Source organism: Pedobacter sp. GW822-FHT03F06, from assembly GCF_058801365.1.
In genome coordinates, this window is sequence record NZ_JBXANE010000003.1 from 71,892 (window position 1) to 92,745 (window position 20,854).

Here is a 20,854-nt window from a genome sequence, read left to right on the forward strand (position 1 = left end):
ATTAAATTTGTTGCACAGCAGATGAAAAAAATCATAATTCTAACAAGTGCATTATTTTTAGGTGTAGCCTTTATGGCCTACCTCTATTTTTCGAAATTGGGAATTGATAATGATGCGAAAGACCTGGCGCTGCAATCGGCAACCAATAATGCCGCATTGGTATTTTCTTTTCAGAACGACAAAGGTTTTTACGATATCATTGAAGGGCAACAGCTTATCCAACAGGTTTTAGGGAAGGATAAAATAAACCTGTTAAAACAGCTAAAAACAAGTATCATCGACGATAATCTGCTAAACAGATACCTGAAAGATCAGCAAGTTTATATTAGTGTGCTGCCCGACTCGAATAAAACCCTGAACTTCTTAATTACCGTACAGATACAACGTGATAATGACATCAAAAAATTCTACGAACAGTTAAAATTAAAAAAAGCAATCAGCAAAAAGGCTAAAGACCTGTACCTGGTGAAACTCAATGACAGTTTATCGGTTTATTTAGGTATTCATGACCAGGTATTAACAGCTTCAACATCACTCAAACTGATCAATGATGCCAATGTACGTTTAACAGAAAATCCATTTACCGAATATATTAAGGAGAATAACCGCCAAATTAAAAATGTACTTACCCATGTTTATATCAATTTTAATCAGGCGCCATTACTGCTCAGAAATATTATTGCTGGCAACATTAACGGAGAAATTTCAATTTTTAATAAACAGAACAGTTTTGCTGTACTTAATTATAATTTTAGCAGAGAAAAGATTCTTTTCAGTGGAAATACAGAGTTAAAAGATCAGTATAACTACCTTAAACTATTCGAAAACACCGCTGCACAAAATACATTTATCCAAAATATCCTCCCTGATCATACAGCAAACTATGCACTTTATGCTTACGATGATTACGGCAGATGGCTCAAAAAATTGAATAGCTGGCAGGAGCAAACGAAAATACTTCCCGAAACTAATGCAGTAATAAAAAAGGTAAAAGATGAATACAGAACAGATTTAAATTCGATATTCACCACTTACACGAAAAATCAATTTATTCTTTTTCAGTTAAACACCAGCGAAAAACTAGGTGCAATTTCATTATCAAATGGGGAAAAAGTAAAACAGTTATTGCTCGATGTAAGTGCAGATTACAATGAAGACATTAAACTCTTTAAATCATCTGATATCCTGTATAGTTACTTTGGCGAACCATTTAAAAAATTCGGCAGGCCATATTATACCATTGTAGATAATAATTTGGTTGTGGCCAATAATGCCAGTACAGTTCAATCATTTTTAAATGATTATAAGCATAACAGGCTCTTAATACTGGTCCCGCAATATTTAGATGCAGTAAACCAGATTTCAACTACTTCGAATGTGAGTTATTACATTAACACCAAAAATTCGGCAGATATTTTCAGGAACAATATTCAGCTTCCATTTTATAAACATTTGAGGGCCGATAGCGGTTTAAAAAGTTTCGATACTTTTTACTACCAGATGAGTGCAGACAAAAACAAATTTATCACTAACTTGCTTTTAAACAAATATTTAAAGCCAGAAATACCAGATTCGTTAAGTAACCGTTAATAAGGAAACAAGCCCAGAAACTATTATACATGAAGAAACTTTTACTTGCGTTACTGGCATTAGCCAGCTTCGGGGTTGCAAATGCACAACAATATGCACTTTTTGGTACCAAAACCATGTTTGATGCCTTCGAAAACCCATCTCAAAAATCTTTCACCTTAGATTCATCAAGAAGATTTTCTTCCAATTTTTTCCTCCCCTATTTTGGAACAAATGCCATTAACAAAGGGGACTCTAAGTTTGCCATAAGAAAATTAACACAGGAAGGTATTTTTGATACAAGAAGTTTACCGATTGGTACTGGAGAAGTGAACCATTTTTTCGAAAACAGCAATATTTATGTAGCTGCATTCAGACTTTTCAAATCTTATAAGTATCAAAAGGAGATGGGCTTTTCCTGGCAGATCAGGTCTGATGCACATATCGATTACACAAATGAAAGTCTTGCCATTTTCGATTCTTTTGAAAGATTTAATACCAACCAACAGTATACCGGAATATTTGATAGCAAGGGTTATGAACAAAGTTACCATCAGTTTAGCTTTACCTATCGCGAAAACTGGAACAAAAGGTTGGCTTTTGGCTTAAAAGCAAGTGTACTGAGCGGGATACTTTATAACAAATTAAATGTTGCTGACTCTTATTTATATATCGATCCTGAGTCGGATGCCCTCTTAATTGGCTTAAGAGGAACCTATTCCAGCAATTTTTCTGACTTTAATGAGGTAGATAAGAAAAATTTCTTCCCTAACTTTAAAAACCCAGGACTATCATTAGGTTTTGGAGCCAATTACACCACTAAAAAAGGCTTATTTTTAATGGCGAATGTTAAAGATCTGGGTTTTATCTGGTGGCGAAGTAATACGCAACGTACTACTGTAGATCAAACGAAAATTATTGAAAACATAGAAAACAACCAATCTAATACCAACCAGGAAATAAAAGACATTTTCCTTCTTTCAGAGCAGAGCAAAAAGTTTTTAGCACCGACTAACGCCAAACTGGATGTTTACTTATCTAAACGATATGGCTTTTATAAACCAGGCCTGGCCGTTTCGAAAAACCTGTTTTACAAAGGCGGAGATATTGCTTTTGTAAACACTTTTATAGCTCATGATTTTTCGGGAAGTATTACTCCCTTGTACAACTTAAACGGTGTTTTTATGGTTGGACTGCAGGCAAAATACCAAACTCCGAATTTCGAATTATTTATGGGGACCGACAATTTAGTAGCTACCAGTTTCCAAACCATGGGCATGATTAAAAATGATGCTACGGTAGGTAGCGGTCCAAATGGTGCTTCTTTTTATATGGGTGTAGGCATTAAATTCGGCAACGTGGTTAACCATCCGCAGTTTGCCGATGTAATACCTGGCATCAATGATAATGAAGGCGGAAGTTTTTTTAAAAGTTTGTTTTCGATCTTTAAAAGAAAATAACCGTTTTAACCTTGTGCCTGTTGTTTTTTAGATTGCGTAACGACAAAATCTTTCAGGTAAAAAGGTTCGAAATAGGCTACATCTTCAAATTTACTATTACTGAAAGCTTCGTTAGCTAACCGCGACATATATGTTGCAGCATTGAAATTAGCCTCATTAAACTTTGCGTTTTGGTGTGTTAAAACTTCAGCACACTTAGCTGCTCCATCGCCTAAAAAAGTAACCGTTTGCTTTGCGAGATAATCAGTAAAACTTGTTTCATCAATAATTTTTGCTTCAGTTGGTGTGATTACGTTTAACGAACGATCGAAAATTGAGGTATACACTTCCATTCTGCGGGCATCAATCATTGGACAGATTAAACCTGAATAATCAGGGTTTTCCGTTAAAAAACCTGCAGCCATCATCTCTAGCGTTTCAATAGCGATTAATGGCTTATCTAGTGCATAACAGAGTCCTTTCGCCGTAGAAACACCAATGCGAAGCCCTGTATAAGACCCTGGGCCTTTACTTACCGCAATGGCATCTAACTCGGGGTAACTTAGCCCTACAGTTTTAAGCACTTCATCAATGAACAAGGTTAGATTTGCAGCATGCAGATTCTGCCCTTTCTCTTCTTTAAATGAAAATGTTTTGCCGTTAACAGATAGTGCAACAGAACAAATTGCAGTAGCGGTTTCTATTTGAAGTATTTTAGCCATTGCGCAAAGATATTAAAAAATGGATGTAGTCGGAAGTCCGATGTCAGAGTCCTGAAATTAATCGGCTTAGCACTTAGCGGCTGGCCTTTGGAGTCAAATTGCCCTTGTGGTGTGTCATCCTGAGTGTAGTCGAAGGATCGTTATAATTGAAATGAAATAGATTTCTCCGTTCCGCTACGCTACAGTCGAAATGACGGCCGCGTTAACCAATAATCAAATGACTAATGAATCAATAACTAATGAGCGATGGCAACAAATGAATTAATGACCATTGAACTAATGAACGCCGCTATGGAACCGGATCGTGACCATGTTTACCCCATGGATGACAACGGCCAATGCGTTTCAGTGCCAGCCAACCACCTTTAAATGGTCCGTGTTTTTTAATGGCTTCTATCCCATACTGCGAGCAAGTTGGCGTAAACCTACAATTTGCACCCAACATTGGCGAAATGGCATATTGATACACCTTGATTAAACCTAAAAAGAACCATCCGAAAATTTTATTGATGAATTTCATTTGGCTGGATTAAATTTTGAAAGCGTTTAAAAGTAGCAATCAGTTTTTTCTCGATAAAGGCAAAATCATATTTTTCTTTCCCCACAAACTGAATAGAAATCAAAAGCAATCCCCTCTCAGTAGGCAAAGGCATGTATAATTTATCTTGTTTATTTAGGCGATAAGCTTCGCGTATGCGGCGCTTGAGCAGATTGCGGTCTACTGCCCGTTTATATCTTTTTTTAGGGACGTTGATTACCACCTGTGCCTGCACATCAGCTGGTTGATCGACAAAAAGATAAGAAATCCGAAAAGGGTATAATAAAAAAGAAGAACCGTTTTTAAACAACAGGTCTAAATGTTTCCTGCTGCATAACCGTTCTTCTTTCCTGAATGTGTACATATATTTTTGATTGATAACTGCAGATTTTGATCTGCCGATCCCGAATTAACGGAAAAGCAATCAAAAATTATGCTTTATGCTTGCGTTCGTCAGAAACTGTTAATCTTTTTCTTCCTTTAGCACGACGTGATGCTAATACTCGTCTGCCGTTAGCTGTTGCCATTCTTTCGCGGAAGCCGTGTTTGTTTCTTCTCTTTCTTTGCGAAGGTTGGTATGTTCTTTTCATGACTGTATATTATCTATTGTAAAATTAAGAGGTGCAAATATAAAGCGATTTCTCTACAAATGCAAGAGTGATTAATTATTATTTTTTCTATTTAAGTGCAAATGTAATAATTCTTTTGAAAAAAAGGGCTAATGTTCTCCTTTCACTCGATTACCTGTGTTATTTATTTCATCAAACGTTCCTACGGAACGAAAATATGCATATGGCATTTTTTCTACCAATGATTCGTTCCTATGGAACGAAATAAGCAGCCCGTGGCAATATCCCTTGTTATTAGTATAAGGCGCTAGAAAGGCGCAAACCATTAATAGCAGCATAGCAGGTGTAAAATAAACCTGATTGCAGTGATCCCGATCCTTCATCGGAACTCGTACAAAAAAGCATGACTACCCATAACTTTAGCAGTTGATTGCTTTCCAAAAAAACTAATGACTACTTAGTGAGCTAACATCTTCCTTGCAATGAAGACCCTGAAATAAATTCAGGGTGACGCCAGTTATAAAACATTACTTTTTACAAGCCCAACGCAGCCTTCAATTTTACATAACCAGTTTTACTCACCGGCAACCAGATATCAGACTTTAACAGCACTACATAACTATCTTTCTCTTTTAGCTCTATTTTGGTTACCTGGGCAAGGTTAATGATGTAAGACCTATGTATGCGGATAAACTGGCTTACATCAAGCGTTTGTTCGAAATAAGCCATGGTTTTGTTCTTATAGAAAGCACCATCAACGGTACTTAACTTCACATAATCATCATCAGCCTCTAAATAGTTGATATCGGCAACAGGAATAATCTTAATTACACCATCTTTTTTAACCACTACCCTATTATTTTGGGCCGGAGTTAAAGCTGCTGCATCCAAAACGGCCTCGGTATTTTCGGTTTGATTTAATTTGTTGGGCAGTTTTTTAATGGCCGCATCGAAGCGCGATTTATCGATGGGTTTAAGCAAATAATCTACGGCATTAACCTCAAAAGCTTTAATGGCATATTCATCAAAAGCTGTAGTAAAAATTACTGCTGGTTTATCTTCAACCAGCTCGAGCATTTCGAAACCACTTATTTTAGGCATTTGGATATCCAAAAAAATTAAATCAGGCTTATGCAGGGTAATGGCTTTTAAACCTTCGAACCCATCACCACATTCGGCTACAATCTCTATTTCTGCATGATCTGAAAGGTAATATTTTACAATATCTCTTGCTAAAGGCTCATCGTCAATTAGTATTGTTCTGATCATTTTTTTGTGGAATTTTTAGGGTGGTAATATATAAATTATTTGCCTCAATATCGGTTTGCAACAGATGGGTATTCGCAAATAACAGATATAACCTGCGTTTAATGGCACTTAAACCAAATCCTGTTCCTCCTGTAGCCTTCATTTCCGGATCAAAAGGATTTTGTACCCGGAGCTGCAAAATATTATGCTCAACGGTAACATCTATCTTGATGGTAATGCCTGCGGAAGTATTATAAAGTCCGAATTTAATAGCATTTTCTACAATGGGCTGCAACAAGGTACCTGGCAAACAAAGGTTTAAAGTATCTTCAGCCACATTAACTTCGATATTTAACCTGTGGCTAAACCTCACCTTCTCAATATCCAGATACAATTGAATATACTCCATTTCTTCTTCGACCGAAACCCACAATTCGTCATCACGTTTTAAGGTTCCGCGAAGAAAAGAAGCTAATTTCATGATCATTACACCTGCCTCTTTCGGATTAACCATGGTAAGTGCAAATACCGAGTTTAAGCTATTGAAAAGAAAATGTGGCTGTAATTGATGTCTTAGCTTATTTAACTCGGCCTCTTTGGCTAAACTTTTAGCTGCCGATAGTCTTTCGTGTGTTTCTGATTGTTCTTCTAATCTATACCATAAAATATTAGCTAAAGCACACCAGGCTAAACACATAAAAGAAATTAAGCCCCTGAAGGCAAAAGAGAAATTGTAAAAATCTTTATACTCCTTATAATCAGAAAAAATAAAGAGTACAACATATTTTGATGCAAAAATAATCACAAAAGTAAGCGCAAGGGCGATGATCAGTACGTACAACATCCGCTCATTTTTTGGCTGGTAATACCCAAGCATGTTACTGATACCAATGCAGGCCAAAGCCAATAAAAAATTATTGGTTAAGCTATCGGTTATTGATATCCACCAAGAAAAATTAACTACATAATGTAATCCAACACCACACAATACAGTCCACACTATTGCAATGGTAAGCGATATTTTCTGTATCTGCGGAACGGATAAAGGTCTAGTTGTCAAAATGGTTTTGATTAGTTAATGATTTATTGCGGTGCGCTAGCTTTTCCAGGTACTGCGCAACCGATTTGGGTTCAACAATCCTGGAACTTACTTCCACACCATCAGCAAGTTCTTCTACTGCCGATATTCCACCTACACCTATAAACTTCCATACTACTTTATCGCCGTTACAATTATTAAAAGAAGGGTTAAAATGTACAGCATTCAATTTCGCTTTGTCTAAAGCCTGCACAATCCCATCTGCGTGGATTAAACGCGTTTGTTCATTAAACTGGGGTGTATGTTTTCCCTCACCACAAACTACCTGATAGATACAATTTACTGCAAACCATTTCATAGGCGATGTTTTATAATAAATTTTTAGAAACTTTTAATTTCGATCCCTCCAAATAAAGCCGTTCCGTCTAAAATCAATATTTTTTTCATCTCCGCTACCGGCATTACATGCGATCTTTTATCTTCAACGCTACCAAATAATGCCGTTACGTTCGATTTTATTGCCCAGTTTTGTGGTACAATTAATTTAATTCCTCCAAAAACTGCTGTTACATCAAGTGATACCGTTTCAGGAAAATCAGCCTGAGTCATTACAATATCCGCTCCGCCAAACACTGCAGTAATATCGCCCCCTTGAAAGTTTTTAGAGTAAACAGTCTGGTTGCTGCCCCCAAAAACGGCCATTACATCAATAACATCATTGTTATTTACAGTCTTTTTACCGCTAGCTTCGTCAAAATCGAAATCGGCTTTATTCTTATCCTTACGTTTTTTTCTAAAGGCCAAGGTATCCTTTGGTCTGAAAATTAAAAAGCCCCCCACTATAACCAAACCAATACCTAAAGCGTATTTAGATAAATCAAGATCTAACCCGGGAATATTACCTAAGGTATTGTAAGCACCAATCAAAATCAGGATCAGCCAGGCTATTCCTTTAAAGTTACGACGAACGCCGATAAATACACCAAGTGCAATTAAAAAATTAGACCAGCTGAATATCCATCTTGGAATATTTAGTCCCATATTATTCAATAGAAATGCAAATCCGATGATGACTATGATGAAGCCACTCCAACTCCTTCCCGAGTTTTTAATGTGGTTGTTATCATTTTTATTAAGATTATCCATGTGTGTTCATATTTAATAATCCAAAAGTATCAATAAGCACTCCACCATCATATATGCATGGTGTAAGAACTCGGTAAAAGGCGGTAAGCAGCCTTATTTCGTCGGTGAAAATATTTTTGTTATTTTGATGGCATGAAATTTTCCCTTTTGATATTTGCTTTCGCTATTTCCACCGGCTTGTATGCGCAGGAAATAAGTAATCATTATAAGATTTATGATGTAAAAAAACAGAAATCCATATCAATAGACAACATTGTTGCCGATATGGACCAGGCAGATGTTTTATTCTTTGGCGAAGACCACAACGATTCTGTAGGCCATTACCTGGAAGCAGCGCTTTTTAAAAAACTTCACTCAAAGTACCCGTTAAAAACGGCGTTATCTTTAGAAATGTTTCATACCGATGTACAACCTGAGGTAGACGAATATTTAGCAGGCTTAATCTCAGAAAAGAATTTTGTAAAAGAAGGCAGGGCCTGGGGCAATTACAAAGATTATAAACCTTTAATAGAATATGCAAAACAAAATAAGCTAAAAGTTATCGCTGCAAATGCGGCTACGCGTTACAGCAATGCAGTCACCCTAGGCGGACTTAAAGTTTTAGAAAATTTCCCCAAAACATCATTCATTTTTTTACCGCCCTTACCTATTGATACCGCTCGGGGCAGGTATTATGAAAAATTTATAGAAACTTTGGGTGGCCACAACATGGGCTCAATGAAGATTTACCAGACCCAAAATTTCTGGGATGCTACCATGGCCTGGTCAATAAATAAGTTTATTAAGGCAAACAGGGGCTTTAAGGTTTTTCAGCTTAATGGGCGTTTCCATAGTGATGAAAAACTGGGAACATTGGCAAAACTTGTACAATCAAATCCAAAATTAAAAGTCCTGAACATTTCGTCATTTTCCGATGAAAGTTTTGCCAATCCAGATTGGGAAAAGTTTAAGAATCTTGGCGATTATATCATTATAACCGATCCAGGCGTAAAAAGAAGTTATTAAAAAAAGCCGTCCCTTTTACATCAGGACGGCTTTTATATGTTATGCTTTTGTTTTTAACAGATCTCTGATTTCGGTTAAAAGCGTTTCTTCTGCTGTTGGCACTACCGGTGCTGCAACTGCCACTGCTTCCTCTTTCTTTTTCATTCTATTAATCGCTTTAACCATCATAAAAACAATTAAAGCCAGCAATAAGAAATTAATGGCTACTGTAATAAAATTTCCATAAGCAAATATAGCTGCATCTGGTGCAACCTTTTTAGCATCTGCCAGCGAAGCACCCTTAGGAATCAGTTCGGCACCTTTACCCATTGCAAAATAAATGCTGCTAAAATCTGGTTTACCAACCATTGCAGCTACAATAGGCATCACTAAATCGTCGATTATGCTGGTAACAATTTTACCAAAAGCGCCACCTATAATTACGCCGACCGCCAAATCGAAAGCATTCCCTTTTATGGCAAATTCTTTAAATTCTTTTACAAAGCCCATATTTTATTAAGTTTTAGTTTTTTTATTCACTAAAGTAGCAAACATTAAACTCAATACAAATGTTTATGAAATAATTTTAAAACCAAACATATCGATAGCATTTAAGTCAATTCAGCAGAATATCTGAAATCTATTGTTTATTTTTGCTCCATTCTTTTATATTTACTATGCTAAAGCAACACTTACAACAAAAATTATTACAAAAGTTATCACCGCAACAAATACAGTTTATTAAACTGCTGCAGGTGCCAACCGTTGCTTTAGATACCCGTGTAAAAGAAGAACTTGAAGAAAACCCGGCACTTGAAGATCCAAGTTTAATGACTCAGGATGAGCCAAAGAGCGAATACGATGATTTGAATGACGGGCCTGAAGATTACGAACAATCATCAGAAGATACCAGTATGGATGAATTTAATGTAGATGATTATTTACAAGACGATTCTACCAATGATTATAGTACCAACTACAATAATGGTGATGACGATGAGGAGAAAAAAGAAACTCCAATTGCCATTGAAAGTACTTTTTTTGAAAGTTTACAGGAACAATTAGACCTTATTCCCCTATCCGATCAGGATTTTATTATCGGCAAACAGATTATCGGTAGTTTAGATGATGATGGTTATTTACGCCGTCCGCTGGGTTCCATGATTGATGATCTTGCTTTTTCTCAGAATGTTATGGTTGAGGAAGAGGATGTATTGGAAATGTTAAAACTGATCCAAAGTTTCGATCCTCCAGGCATTGGCGCAAGAGACCTGAAAGAATGTTTACTGATCCAGTTAAAAAGGAAAGACCCGAACAATCCGATTATAGTTAAAGCAATGAATGTTGTAGAAAACTATCTGGATGAGTTTACGCGTAAACATTACGATAAATTAGAAAAAAGTTTAGGTTTAGATAGTGAAGAACTTAAAGAGGTTGTAAACGAAATTTTGCGTTTAAACCCGAAACCAGGTGATGCCAATCAGGTTACCACCAAACAAATGCAGATTATTCCTGATTTTCACATCAGCAATAATGATGGCGTATTGATTTTGACGCTAAATTCGAAAAACGCTCCTGAACTAAAGGTAAGCAGATCTTACCAGGAGATGTTTGAGCATTACGACAAAGCTTCATCAAAAGATAAAAAGCTGAAAGAGGCCGTGCAGTTTGTGAAGCAAAAACTAGATTCTGCGCGATGGTTTATCGATGCGATTAAACAAAGACAACAAACTTTGTTAAAAACCATGAATGCCATTATGCACTATCAATATGAATATTTTTTAACGGCCGATGAGCGTAAAATGCGCCCAATGATCTTAAAAGATATTGCCGATAAAATTGATATGGATATTTCAACCGTATCAAGGGTGGCAAACTCTAAATACGTACAGACTGAATTTGGTACTTTCTTATTAAAATCCTTCTTCTCAGAAGCTATACAAACAGAAAACGGCGAAGAAGTTTCGAACAAAGAGGTTAAAAAAATATTGGAAGACTGTATTGGCAATGAAGATAAACGCAAACCTTTGGCTGATGAAAAATTAACCGAAATTTTAAAAGAAAGAGGTTATAACATTGCCAGAAGAACCGTTGCAAAATATCGTGAGCAAATGAATATTCCGGTAGCCAGACTCAGGAAAGAGCTTTAGATCAGTTGGCAGTTTTCAGTTGGCGATAAATTAGCAATTGCCAAATAGAAGCTTTATTGTGACTGGGAAATGAAAAGTTAACTACTTTTGGCAGCTTCAGTCCCGCTTTCCATTCCAAATCCGTCTCGACGGGATTCATCGTTTACTGGCTTTCCATTGCATTCGGGGTTAAGCACAAAGCTTGTGCACCCTGCAACCTCAAAAATGAAAAACTGCCCTGGCCATTTAGCCCCGGTTGCAGCGTTACCCTGCAGCGAGGAGGTATGACGAAGCGAAGCGTAAAAGCGTAAAACGGGAGGACATTTATTGATTTGCACAGGCACTGCGCTCCACATATAAGCTGTGAATTTCCCTAAATAATCTCATATGCAAAGACGATGACCAGGATTCGCATTTGCAATTCAGCTAAGTTGTATTTATGGCGATAAATCGCCTCTCTCCTCCATCCTCGTTACAAACGAGGACGATGAATAAGTTTTTCAGCCTATCGCCCATTGTAAACTGAAAACTACCACATTTTAATATACGATGGTACTTTATAGATATTGTTCAACAATAGGCCCAATACAATTTCATGACTGCCGTTACTCACTTGATTTAGTTGTGAAGTGGTAAAATCGTACGAATAAGTTAAATTAACCATTTTCCCTACATTGAAACCTGCCATTGCTGCAAACGAATCATCTTTACGATAACTCCCCCCTAACCAGATTTTGTCTTTAAAAGCCAATTTCAGGTTTACATCAACAGAAACCGGTGCCGGCGATACATACTTTACCATTACCGATGGCACAGCGGCAATTTCATCATCTAAGAAAAACTTATATCCTGCGGTAGCAAAGTAATGTGGAGCTTCTTTGCCTAAATTATAACTATTATCACCTGTAAAGCTTAATTTCTGAGGTAAAATCTGCTGTACCGATAAACCAGCAAACAACCTGGCGCCATATAACCATAAACCGATGCTTAAATCGGGTTTCACCTGGTTAATCAATGCCCTGTTCATAATCGGATCTATCGGTGTATCGAAAGTAAGCGAATTTACATCTAACGAGATACTCGAAATACCTGCAGCAACACCTGCCGATAAATTGAAATTATTACTTAGCTGTAAATGATAAGCATAGGTAACATTGGCATCCAATCTTTTTATCGGCCCAGTTTTATCCAACACGGCCGTTACCCCCATTCCATGATGCGATGGCGACGACATGTAGTTTTGCATATAATTACGGTCCATCGGATTACCTGTTTGCTCAGGGAAAGAGGTTAGCGCATTACTCCACAATTGATTATCGCCCAAGGCCCAATGTGCCGATACAAATGAAGTTTGAGGCGCATCGGTAATACCCGACCATTGTTTACGGTAACCAGCTTTAAAATCGAGGTAATTTTCGATTCCTGAGAGCGCCGGATTTAGCAGATACTGATTAAAAATGTATTGGGTATACTGTGGCTTTTGTTGTGCAAAAGCCTTAAATGTTGCAAAAAGGGCAAATATGATGATGAGCTTCTTCAATTTATCTGATTATAGTGAGCGGTCCTGTTATTGTTTTACGTCCGTTACGCGGGTTAATGATATAATAATAAACACCTACCGGAAGCGGTTGATTTTGGTAATTTCCATCAAAAGGAATTTTATATCCAGTGCTAAAAAATACCTTATTCCCGTTTCTGTTAAAAATTTCGACAGTAGCGTTTGGATAAGATTCTAAGTATTTAATGATCCAGGTATCGTTTACATTATCGCCATTTGGTGTAAAGGTATTAGGTGGATTTAATACTTGCAAAACTTTTACCAATACTGTCGATGTTGTGGCACATCCGTCAGGCTGTGTGGTTGCTGTAAGCGTATATTCGGTATCGTTATCTGGTGATGCAATTGGATTTAATACATCTGTTTTATTCAAGCCTATAGCAGGCGACCATTTATATTTCAAATTAGTACCTTCTGCAGTTGCAGGGATCTCGATCTGTCCACCTGCCAGGATATAAATCAATGTACCTGCATCAGCGACAGGCGATTTGTACACCTCAATTGTATTGCTAATGGAACTAGAGCAGCCATTATCTCCTGTAAATGTATAAGTAATGATATGCGGCCCAAGTCCGGCAATTTTAGGATTAAAAGTACCATCTTCCTTTATACCATCTCCAGAATATTTGCCATCACCTCCCGTCACTTCTTCTTCAGCTTTTTGTTTGGCCTGTGTAATTAAAACAGTGCCATCGGCCTCGCAAACGGGAGCCATCTCATCAAACACCAATTGCGGAACCGGTTTTAACGTAAGCCTTTTATCTAAAAATTTAGCACAGTTTTCTCCGGAATAAGCAACAAGCCTGATGTTAAATGTTCGGTCGGTGGTGCCGCCAAAAGTATCATACTTTATCACAAAAACTTCGTTATTACCGGGATAAGGGATGGTTTTATAAATAGAAGTTTCTCTGCCAAAATCTCTATATATCTCAATTTTTGTAATATTACCCGTAAATACGGTAGACGTATTTTTAATCATGATGTCCTCACTTACGCAGCTATGATCGTTTAAAATTTCAAAATCTGCTGCTTTAACATCACCATTAACCGTAAATGGTTTTGACGTAAACCTTTCGCAACCATCCGGATTCTTCACAATCAGCGTTACATTATAATTACCCGAGGCTGCAGGCGTAAAAGCACCATCAATACCTGTTGTTGTAGCGATTACATTATTGTTATTATCCATGTATTGCCATAAAAAAGTTAATCCGGTTGTACTTCCATCTGCATTTTTGGAGGTATTTTTAAATCTGGCCACACCATCATTCAAACAAAAATCAGGAAGCTCGAAATCAGCCGATTGTGGATCAATTACAGTTACTGTTTTAGATTTCACTACACTCAAACATCCTTTATCGCTTTCGGTTGTTAGCGTAATGGTATAAGAACCAATAGCGGTGTATTGATGAGTAGGTTGCCGTTCAGTAGAAGAGGTACTTCCATCCCCGAAATCCCAGGTCCATTTCACAATAGTTCCGGGGTTTTCTATTGTTGATTTTTCAGTTAAAATAATCGGTTTGCCCACACATAAACCTTTCACATCAAAATCAGATAAAGGTTGTGGATTAATCAAAATTGGAAATGCTGAAGATGTTTCTGAACATTTCGAATCTGTTATGGCCGTTAAAACCACATTATATGTACCTGGGAGATCGTAAACATGAATAGGGTTCTGCTCAGGAGATGTTTTTCCGTCGCCAAAATCCCACAACCATTCTGTAATGCTCCGCGAATTTGAATTTGAAACACTTTTATCGGTAAATTGAACACCGCTGGCCTGACAACCTGTTTCAGGAACTACCCCAATGGCAGTAGGCTGATTATCAACCGAAAAATCAATAATCAATTCTTCTGTATTACCACAATTATCGGCGTTGGGCTTAGTTGCAATTACTTTAAATTGATAATCACCAGGATTTGGATAATTCAGGTCGTTAGGATACTTGTAGGTATAATACGTATTATTGTCATTTGGCCTGGTAAAGGTATTTATTGCCACGGGGCTATTATCCGTAAAGTTTGCCGCTCCCTGAATCTCCCAATCTAATTTAATGGCCTGGTAAGGTAAATTTATGGTTAAACTGATGGGCTCTCCTAAACAACCGCTGCTAATAGGTTGCCCCGTAACCGTACTGGAAGGCTGAAAAGTAAAGTTCTGAATATTTGCTCCAGCTAAGTATGCATAAGACTCTACCGTTCCATAACCGTATGAAATTGCCGAAAAACCACCTGCTGCAGATAACCGGTGTTGGGGTTGCGTATTGGTTACATCAATTACAGCATAGCTAAATACATTATCAATAGCAGTGAAATTATTCACCGGGTTACCATCTAGCCTAAACGAAGCTATATCTGCTGTTTTAATAATTACATTCAGAAAGTATCTCCCGATCTGGGTGGGAACTCCTACCGATTTCAAATCAGAGAAAACCGTAATATTATTTAGTGTTTGCTCAACAGGATTAAGCACGGTTATTTCAGGATCGCCTGGAAATTGCGCTTGGTTTGTATTGGTTCCATTGTTTTGATTACAAGTTTGCGAAGTTTGGTATTGTGCCACAGCAATTGGTTTCGAACCAGAAATTACGTTTGCCGAAGTAGAAAAAAAGGTAACTACCGATCCTTTGTTGTATGGATTAGAAAGCGGAGTTCCATTGGCATCTGTAGTACTCCCATTAACGGTTAAAACCGTATTATCGTCAGCCACAATGATCCTCATAATATCGGTATTACCATGAAGGGTATTATAAAAAGGTGCGGTTACAAAATTTCTCCCCCATGCAGAAACCGGAAAAACCTGCTGATACAGGTTATCGCCACCACTCGGATTGCGGCTATTACCTTCATTACAAAATGCTGCCCAGGTATTACCCGTAAATACGGCCACAGGATTACAGTTTAAGGCTTTAATGTGGCTTCCTGTTAAATCACCAACTGATTGATATTGATAAACATCGCCTCTATTTAACTTAATGGTAAAAGTTGTATTGGCGGTTCTTCCTCCATATCTTTCGTTTTGTTTAGGTGTAATTTCTACATCTGTATTATCAACTGTTGCTACAATTGTAAATTGAGAAAAGCCTTGTTGATTTCCATGGTTTTCATAACTAAAAGCATAGTATTCTTGTCCTAAAGTATTGGTAGGCAACACTAAAGTACCGCCCGTACGGGCATTATTAGAAATAATGCTATACAATGATATTGCTTTAGTGGTAACCACGTGAATGGCTTTATTGGGCTCTATTAAATTAGAGCTGCTCATTAACACGGTGTAGACTGTAGGATTGATTACAAATGGCATACAGGTATTGGCCGGAATAGTAGCACCAACCGGAGATACCAAAATACCACCAATATAAACTTCATATCCGGTAGCCTGATCTGCAGATAGAAATAAAGTTAACCTCGACCTGTCCCCATCGATATGGCCGGCATAAGGAATAAAAAAATCTTTCCCTTTATTTGATGTATTTTGAGCAAAAGATATGGATGTTGCAAAAAGCAAAAAAAACAAAACCAATAACCAATGCCTCTTCATTACCTATCAGTTTATTTTGAAAACGTTATACATGTTTGTTTGATTTGATATGCAATATACTATTAATCAAATCACAAGAAAAAAGAATTATTAGAATTTTAACAATTTTACGCAGAAAAAGAGCCTTTCGTGTAATAATCTTAAAGAGTAGTGTAAAAAAATTTCACATATAAATATAATTCGTATTGAAAAGCAGAAGTGGAAGCGATGAATACAGGCAGGCAAAATAAAAAAGCCACCTATTAAAAGTGGCTATAGGATAAAGGTTCAGTTACTACCCTGATCGGACTGATCGCCGCTCCCGTATTTTGCGGAGAAATCTTTGGCCTTCTCATCTGCAATACTATCGTTATGATCTTCAGGCTCCAGATTTTGATCCAAGCGGTCGTTCCAATCATTTAATCCCTTTTCAGGGTGTTTTGCATTTTCTGCTGTAAAATCAGATTTTGATTTGGCTAGATCTTCTTTTTTATTTTCCATCTTGGCGTTTATTTTAATTAAAACAGCGCCATTAACAGAAAGTTTTATTTAGTGCAATTATTTAACAGGAGGTTCATCTTTGGCATCCTTAAATTCTTTCACACTTCTCCCTATCCCCCGCATCAACTCCGGCAATTTTTTGCCACCAAAAATAAGCAGGATCACTACTCCTATTAAAATAATTTCTATTGCAGACATGTCTTTATATTTTTCACAATATACGCTAATTCTTCTGAAACGGTTTGTTTGATTGGTTCAATTACCAATTGGTTTTATTCTCGTTATAGCAGGAAAGCCTTTGAAAAAAGTTACCATTGACAGACTTTCAATAAAAAGCATCGTCATCTCCTTTGGTTTATCAGCGAAATGGAGAGATCTATCTTGGCAGATTTAGCTTCGCTGAGCACTTCGTGGTTCTCGACTGCGTTGCACTCCGCTCGAAATGACGAAATCTTGGGGAATTATCTCTTTGAATTTCCATATTATTTATATCGATTTTTATACAAAAATCTATTCCTTAGGATGATGCAACAAATCATAATCCTCAATTTCTGTATTTCGATCGTAAATTAGTTCATTAATTGATTACCATTGGTTAAAATAAGAGGATAATCGACGCAAAGCATCAACCCCTAAACACTAAACCAGAAGCGCATTCAAAGTTCTTGTTTTTATCTTTGGCACCGCTCCATGGCGCATAAATTCGGCGAAACCTTTCAACTGTTTGATCGACTTAATGGCTTCATATCCTTCATAAGAAGTTCTGATTTTGTTTAGCAACATGGTGTCTGTTTTAAACAGATCACTTTCAACCAATACCCCTTTATTCAGAAATTTCTTAATTAATTCGGCCATTTTGCCGTTGGCGTAAAGGTGAAGCGGTAATTTAAACACCTCGTTATTCAGTTTTTCAAAAGCTTCATTAATCCAAGCTACCTCAGTTTCTGCATTCACCGCTATTTTCCCATCTTTCAACACAATAGATGTTAAAAACTCGCGGGCGCGCTGACGGGAAATTACCCCACCATGAATACCATCACGTAAAGTGTAGTCTAAACGATCAGCACAGAGCGCTGGCAATGGCTGTTCTAAAATATTAAATGTACCATACAAAATCTGGTTAACATTATATCCATAATTTAACAGCACATCAGGCACTTCGGATCTGCATAAAACTTCGGCAAAAACCTTTTCATGATAATCTTCTTCTGTATTGTCGAAAACATAATCGCCCACATGAGAAAAAGCGGTATGCGAAATATCGTGTAGCAAGCCGGCAATTTGCTCCAACTCTGAGCCACCAAGCATCCTGATCAACATCGTAACTCCGATAGCATGCTCCAAACGTGAATGGCAGATATCTGGATTAACCAAAAATATAGCACCGCTTTGATGAATCCCACCTAACCTTTTTAAAGCATCAGTATTTAACAGATCAGAGAATACCATTGGCAGTTCCATTCTGCCGTATAAAAAATCGTTCACCTGGACCATATTGCTGTGTTTTAGTTAAAAGAAATATCAACAACAAAAATACTAAATATTTTAGTTTTAATTTTAAAAATTATCAACATTTAAACTTACTTAAACTAAAATAATTAGCCACAAACTATCTTTCAAATATTTTGAAAGCTATTATTACAATTTCATGATCAACAAAAAACCTACTGTAAAAACAAGCCCATAAATTAAACGTTATACTTGTAAAAAACAGGTGTATGGCAACTGCTCAGCAAATTAGAAAAGCATATTTAGATTATGTTTTAACAAACAATGAAAAACCAAAATCGGTTTATGTTTTTGTGAAGAAGCTTAAAATTACCGAGGCCGATTTTTATCAGTTTTTCTCTTCTTTTGAAAGCATAGAAAAAACAATCTGGTTTGAACTTACTTTCGAAACCATTAACAAAATTAAAGAGCAGGAAGTTTGGCTCCAGTATACGGCCAGAGAAAAAATGCTTTCTTTCTTTTACAGTTACCTCGAAAACCTGAAGAACGAACGCAGTTTTGTGATTTACAGCTTAAAGAATCACCGTGGTAAATTTTCTACTCCTGATGTACTGGCTGGTGTAAAACCTATTTTCGAAAACTTTGCACAAGAAATTATTGAAGAGGGTTTAGATAGTGGGGAGCTTGCCGAGCGCCGCTTTCTAAGCAAAAGGTATAAAGATGCCTTATGGATCCAGTTTGCTTTTATTGTTAATTTTTGGATCAATGATGATAGTGAAGGTTTCGAAAAAAGCGATGAGGCCATAGAAAAAGGCATTAATGTAACTTTCGATCTTTTTCAGCATTCGCCAATTGATAATTTATTGGAATATGGGAAGTTTTTAAGCAGGAATGGGAAGTTTGCAGATAAGATGAGGTTTTAACATACCAGATGAAAACACAAAAAAGTATTCCAACCACAAAAGTAGAACGTTCGGCAAAATTTGTTAAAACAGGTATTCAGATCGGGGGTAATTACATTAAACATTACTCGAAAAAGCTATTTAACCCTGATATGGACCGCGAGCAGCTTAACGAGGACAATGCAACCGACATATATAAATCGCTGAGCGAATTAAAGGGCAGTGCCTTAAAAATTGCACAGATGCTGAGTATGGATAAAAATATCCTGCCAAAATCGTATGTCGATAAATTTACCCAGTCTCAATACAATGCCCCGCCCCTTTCGGGTCCATTAATTGTTCGGACTTTCACGAAAAATTTCGGTAAAACACCCGAAAATATTTTCGATAGTTTCAACTTAAGCTCCAGCAATGCTGCATCTATTGGCCAGGTGCATCAAGCAATGCTTAATGGTAAAAAACTCGCCATTAAAATTCAATACCCTGGTGTTGGAGACAGTATTTCTTCTGATCTGAAACTGGTAAAACCTTTCGCTTTCCGTTTATTGGGCATGTCGGAAAGGGAATTGAATATCTATATAAAAGAAGTTGAAGAACGTTTGCTTGAAGAAACCGATTACGAACTGGAAGTTAAACGCTCTATAGAATTTTCAGAAGCCTGTAAAAACCTCGATCATGTTGTATTTCCAAAGTACTATCCAGAATTATCTGGAAAGCGAATTATCACTATGGATTGGATTGAAGGTTTGCATTTAAAAGAATTTTTACAAACGAATCCTTCTCAGGAATTACGGAATAAAATCGGACAGGCGCTGTGGGATTTCTATAATTTCCAGCAGCATGAGCTAAGGGCTGTGCACGCTGATCCACATCCTGGAAATTTTATGATTACGCCAGATGAAAAGCTTGGCGTAATTGATTTTGGATGTATAAAAGAAATACCTGATGATTTCTATTACCCGTTTTTCGCCCTAATTTCTACTGATATCATTAATGATAAAAACAAAACGATAGATGCATTCAGAAAACTGGATATGATCCATGCCGACGATTCTCCTGAGCAGGTTGAGTTTTACCATAAATCGTACAGGGAGATGATCAGTCTGTTTGCCAAACCTTATATCAGTGAATCGTTCGACTTTAGCAAACCAGATTTTTTTGAGCAATTGTATATGTACGGCGAAAAAATCTCAAAAATGCCAGAATTTAAGCAAGCGCGTGGTGTAAAACATTTTATTTATGTTAACCGGACTAATTTTGGGCTGTATACGATATTACATGAATTAAAAGCAACAACGGTTAAAACAGATACTTATAAGCCAAATGTATAGTGCATAGTTGTCATTTCTACCTCGAGGCTTCGAGAAGAAATTTATATTGCTTTGATATTGGCCCTTCCTTCCTGGATGAATACTAACCATTAAGGAATTAAGAAAATTAAGGTTTTTTTAAGATGTTGTAGAGGAAGTTATCCTTTAGGAAAGGTCCGTCATTTCGAGTGTAGCCGAGAAATCTATTAGTAAAATTCTGAATAATATAAC

At 37.0% G+C, this 20,854-nt stretch carries 20 protein-coding genes; 6 read left to right on the forward strand and 14 right to left on the reverse strand.

Going from position 1 to position 20,854, the window contains the following annotated elements; translation table 11 throughout:
* The first annotated feature begins 21 nt into the window (after positions 1-21).
* Positions 22-1,590, forward strand: a complete 1,569-nt coding sequence (locus AC1RJ8_RS05805) for a hypothetical protein (RefSeq protein WP_492953209.1) — start codon at positions 22-24, stop codon at positions 1,588-1,590.
* A gap of 29 nt (positions 1,591-1,619) precedes the next feature.
* Complete coding sequence (locus AC1RJ8_RS05810; protein WP_492953208.1) at positions 1,620-3,029, forward strand: DUF5723 family protein; 1,410 nt, start codon at positions 1,620-1,622, stop codon at positions 3,027-3,029.
* A 5-nt stretch (positions 3,030-3,034) separates the two neighbouring features.
* Here the strand turns inward: AC1RJ8_RS05810 and tsaB are convergent, their stop codons facing one another.
* The 8 genes from tsaB to AC1RJ8_RS05850 all read right to left on the reverse strand — a co-directional run bounded on the left by tsaB (position 3,035) and on the right by AC1RJ8_RS05850 (position 8,270).
* Entirely contained in the window at positions 3,035-3,730 is a 696-nt protein-coding gene (gene tsaB, locus AC1RJ8_RS05815; RefSeq protein WP_492953207.1) for a tRNA (adenosine(37)-N6)-threonylcarbamoyltransferase complex dimerization subunit type 1 TsaB, read from the reverse strand.
* Between the two features lie 289 nt (positions 3,731-4,019).
* A complete protein-coding gene (gene yidD / locus AC1RJ8_RS05820) occupies positions 4,020-4,250 on the reverse strand; it encodes a membrane protein insertion efficiency factor YidD (RefSeq protein ID WP_108201106.1) in 231 nt (76 codons plus the stop codon).
* Positions 4,234-4,632, reverse strand: a complete 399-nt coding sequence (locus AC1RJ8_RS05825; protein WP_492953206.1) for a ribonuclease P protein component — start codon at positions 4,630-4,632, stop codon at positions 4,234-4,236. The genes yidD and AC1RJ8_RS05825 overlap by 17 nt, the downstream gene beginning before the upstream one ends.
* Positions 4,633-4,699: 67 nt before the next feature.
* Positions 4,700-4,858, reverse strand: a complete 159-nt coding sequence (gene rpmH, locus AC1RJ8_RS05830) for a 50S ribosomal protein L34 (RefSeq protein WP_010601723.1) — start codon at positions 4,856-4,858, stop codon at positions 4,700-4,702.
* A 513-nt stretch (positions 4,859-5,371) separates the two neighbouring features.
* The gene (locus AC1RJ8_RS05835) at positions 5,372-6,106 is read right to left on the reverse strand and encodes a LytR/AlgR family response regulator transcription factor (protein ID WP_492953205.1); all 735 of its coding nucleotides are present in this window, start codon (positions 6,104-6,106) and stop codon (positions 5,372-5,374) included.
* Complete coding sequence (locus AC1RJ8_RS05840; RefSeq protein ID WP_492953204.1) at positions 6,084-7,145, reverse strand: sensor histidine kinase; 1,062 nt, start codon at positions 7,143-7,145, stop codon at positions 6,084-6,086. Before AC1RJ8_RS05840 ends, AC1RJ8_RS05835 begins: the two co-directional genes overlap by 23 nt.
* A complete protein-coding gene (locus AC1RJ8_RS05845) occupies positions 7,135-7,482 on the reverse strand; it encodes a DUF4288 domain-containing protein (RefSeq protein ID WP_492953203.1) in 348 nt (115 codons plus the stop codon). The genes AC1RJ8_RS05840 and AC1RJ8_RS05845 overlap by 11 nt, the downstream gene beginning before the upstream one ends.
* A gap of 23 nt (positions 7,483-7,505) precedes the next feature.
* Positions 7,506-8,270 carry a LiaF transmembrane domain-containing protein gene (locus tag AC1RJ8_RS05850; protein WP_492953202.1) on the reverse strand — a complete coding sequence of 255 codons (765 nt, stop codon included), beginning with the start codon at positions 8,268-8,270 and terminating at the stop codon, positions 7,506-7,508.
* 132 nt (positions 8,271-8,402) lie between these two features.
* On the opposite strand from AC1RJ8_RS05850, the gene AC1RJ8_RS05855 reads away from it, so the two are divergent.
* Positions 8,403-9,275, forward strand: a complete 873-nt coding sequence (locus tag AC1RJ8_RS05855) for a ChaN family lipoprotein (protein WP_492953201.1) — start codon at positions 8,403-8,405, stop codon at positions 9,273-9,275.
* A gap of 39 nt (positions 9,276-9,314) precedes the next feature.
* Here the strand turns inward: AC1RJ8_RS05855 and mscL are convergent, their stop codons facing one another.
* Positions 9,315-9,764 (reverse strand): large conductance mechanosensitive channel protein MscL, encoded by a 450-nt coding sequence (gene mscL / locus AC1RJ8_RS05860; protein ID WP_492953200.1) that lies wholly within the window; start codon positions 9,762-9,764, stop codon positions 9,315-9,317.
* A gap of 167 nt (positions 9,765-9,931) precedes the next feature.
* Between mscL and rpoN the strand changes: the two genes are divergently transcribed.
* Positions 9,932-11,404: an RNA polymerase factor sigma-54 gene (gene rpoN, locus AC1RJ8_RS05865; RefSeq protein ID WP_029280404.1), complete on the forward strand. Its 1,473-nt coding sequence runs from the start codon at positions 9,932-9,934 to the stop codon at positions 11,402-11,404.
* Positions 11,405-11,912: 508 nt separating this feature from the next.
* Here rpoN and AC1RJ8_RS05870 read toward each other — a convergent pair.
* The 5 genes from AC1RJ8_RS05870 to AC1RJ8_RS05890 all read right to left on the reverse strand — a co-directional run bounded on the left by AC1RJ8_RS05870 (position 11,913) and on the right by AC1RJ8_RS05890 (position 18,456).
* On the reverse strand, positions 11,913-12,923 hold the full coding sequence (locus tag AC1RJ8_RS05870) for a PorP/SprF family type IX secretion system membrane protein (protein ID WP_492953199.1): 1,011 nt from the start codon (positions 12,921-12,923) through the stop codon (positions 11,913-11,915).
* 1 nt (position 12,924) lies between these two features.
* Positions 12,925-16,482, reverse strand: a complete 3,558-nt coding sequence (locus tag AC1RJ8_RS05875; RefSeq protein ID WP_492953198.1) for a PKD domain-containing protein — start codon at positions 16,480-16,482, stop codon at positions 12,925-12,927.
* A 267-nt stretch (positions 16,483-16,749) separates the two neighbouring features.
* Positions 16,750-16,962, reverse strand: a complete 213-nt coding sequence (locus AC1RJ8_RS05880) for a hypothetical protein (protein ID WP_492953197.1) — start codon at positions 16,960-16,962, stop codon at positions 16,750-16,752.
* 57 nt (positions 16,963-17,019) lie between these two features.
* Positions 17,020-17,160, reverse strand: a complete 141-nt coding sequence (locus tag AC1RJ8_RS05885; protein WP_083505447.1) for a Sec-independent protein translocase subunit TatA/TatB — start codon at positions 17,158-17,160, stop codon at positions 17,020-17,022.
* A 441-nt stretch (positions 17,161-17,601) separates the two neighbouring features.
* A complete protein-coding gene (locus AC1RJ8_RS05890; RefSeq protein WP_492953196.1) occupies positions 17,602-18,456 on the reverse strand; it encodes an HD domain-containing protein in 855 nt (284 codons plus the stop codon).
* A gap of 224 nt (positions 18,457-18,680) precedes the next feature.
* Here AC1RJ8_RS05890 and AC1RJ8_RS05895 point away from each other — a divergent pair, with 224 nt between their 5' ends.
* Positions 18,681-19,334 (forward strand): TetR family transcriptional regulator C-terminal domain-containing protein, encoded by a 654-nt coding sequence (locus tag AC1RJ8_RS05895; protein ID WP_478365205.1) that lies wholly within the window; start codon positions 18,681-18,683, stop codon positions 19,332-19,334.
* 8 nt (positions 19,335-19,342) lie between these two features.
* Entirely contained in the window at positions 19,343-20,644 is a 1,302-nt protein-coding gene (locus tag AC1RJ8_RS05900) for an ABC1 kinase family protein (RefSeq protein WP_492953195.1), read from the forward strand.
* The last annotated feature ends 210 nt before the right edge of the window (positions 20,645-20,854 follow it).

What these genes read in the sequence shown, in the direction of transcription:
- yidD (WP_108201106.1), bottom strand. Translation starts at nt 4,250, where the DNA reads ATGAAATTCATCAATAAAATTTTCGGATGGTTCTTTTTAGGTTTAATC.
- AC1RJ8_RS05890 (WP_492953196.1), bottom strand. Translation starts at nt 18,456, where the DNA reads ATGGTCCAGGTGAACGATTTTTTATACGGCAGAATGGAACTGCCAATG.
- AC1RJ8_RS05885 (WP_083505447.1), bottom strand. Translation starts at nt 17,160, where the DNA reads ATGTCTGCAATAGAAATTATTTTAATAGGAGTAGTGATCCTGCTTATT.
- AC1RJ8_RS05875 (WP_492953198.1), bottom strand. Translation starts at nt 16,482, where the DNA reads ATGAAGAGGCATTGGTTATTGGTTTTGTTTTTTTTGCTTTTTGCAACA.
- AC1RJ8_RS05895 (WP_478365205.1), top strand. Translation starts at nt 18,681, where the DNA reads ATGGCAACTGCTCAGCAAATTAGAAAAGCATATTTAGATTATGTTTTA.
- AC1RJ8_RS05825 (WP_492953206.1), bottom strand. Translation starts at nt 4,632, where the DNA reads ATGTACACATTCAGGAAAGAAGAACGGTTATGCAGCAGGAAACATTTA.
- AC1RJ8_RS05880 (WP_492953197.1), bottom strand. Translation starts at nt 16,962, where the DNA reads ATGGAAAATAAAAAAGAAGATCTAGCCAAATCAAAATCTGATTTTACA.
- AC1RJ8_RS05855 (WP_492953201.1), top strand. Translation starts at nt 8,403, where the DNA reads ATGAAATTTTCCCTTTTGATATTTGCTTTCGCTATTTCCACCGGCTTG.
- tsaB (WP_492953207.1), bottom strand. Translation starts at nt 3,730, where the DNA reads ATGGCTAAAATACTTCAAATAGAAACCGCTACTGCAATTTGTTCTGTT.
- rpmH (WP_010601723.1), bottom strand. Translation starts at nt 4,858, where the DNA reads ATGAAAAGAACATACCAACCTTCGCAAAGAAAGAGAAGAAACAAACAC.
- AC1RJ8_RS05805 (WP_492953209.1), top strand. Translation starts at nt 22, where the DNA reads ATGAAAAAAATCATAATTCTAACAAGTGCATTATTTTTAGGTGTAGCC.
- mscL (WP_492953200.1), bottom strand. Translation starts at nt 9,764, where the DNA reads ATGGGCTTTGTAAAAGAATTTAAAGAATTTGCCATAAAAGGGAATGCT.
- rpoN (WP_029280404.1), top strand. Translation starts at nt 9,932, where the DNA reads ATGCTAAAGCAACACTTACAACAAAAATTATTACAAAAGTTATCACCG.
- AC1RJ8_RS05845 (WP_492953203.1), bottom strand. Translation starts at nt 7,482, where the DNA reads ATGAAATGGTTTGCAGTAAATTGTATCTATCAGGTAGTTTGTGGTGAG.
- AC1RJ8_RS05835 (WP_492953205.1), bottom strand. Translation starts at nt 6,106, where the DNA reads ATGATCAGAACAATACTAATTGACGATGAGCCTTTAGCAAGAGATATT.
- AC1RJ8_RS05850 (WP_492953202.1), bottom strand. Translation starts at nt 8,270, where the DNA reads ATGGATAATCTTAATAAAAATGATAACAACCACATTAAAAACTCGGGA.
- AC1RJ8_RS05900 (WP_492953195.1), top strand. Translation starts at nt 19,343, where the DNA reads ATGAAAACACAAAAAAGTATTCCAACCACAAAAGTAGAACGTTCGGCA.
- AC1RJ8_RS05810 (WP_492953208.1), top strand. Translation starts at nt 1,620, where the DNA reads ATGAAGAAACTTTTACTTGCGTTACTGGCATTAGCCAGCTTCGGGGTT.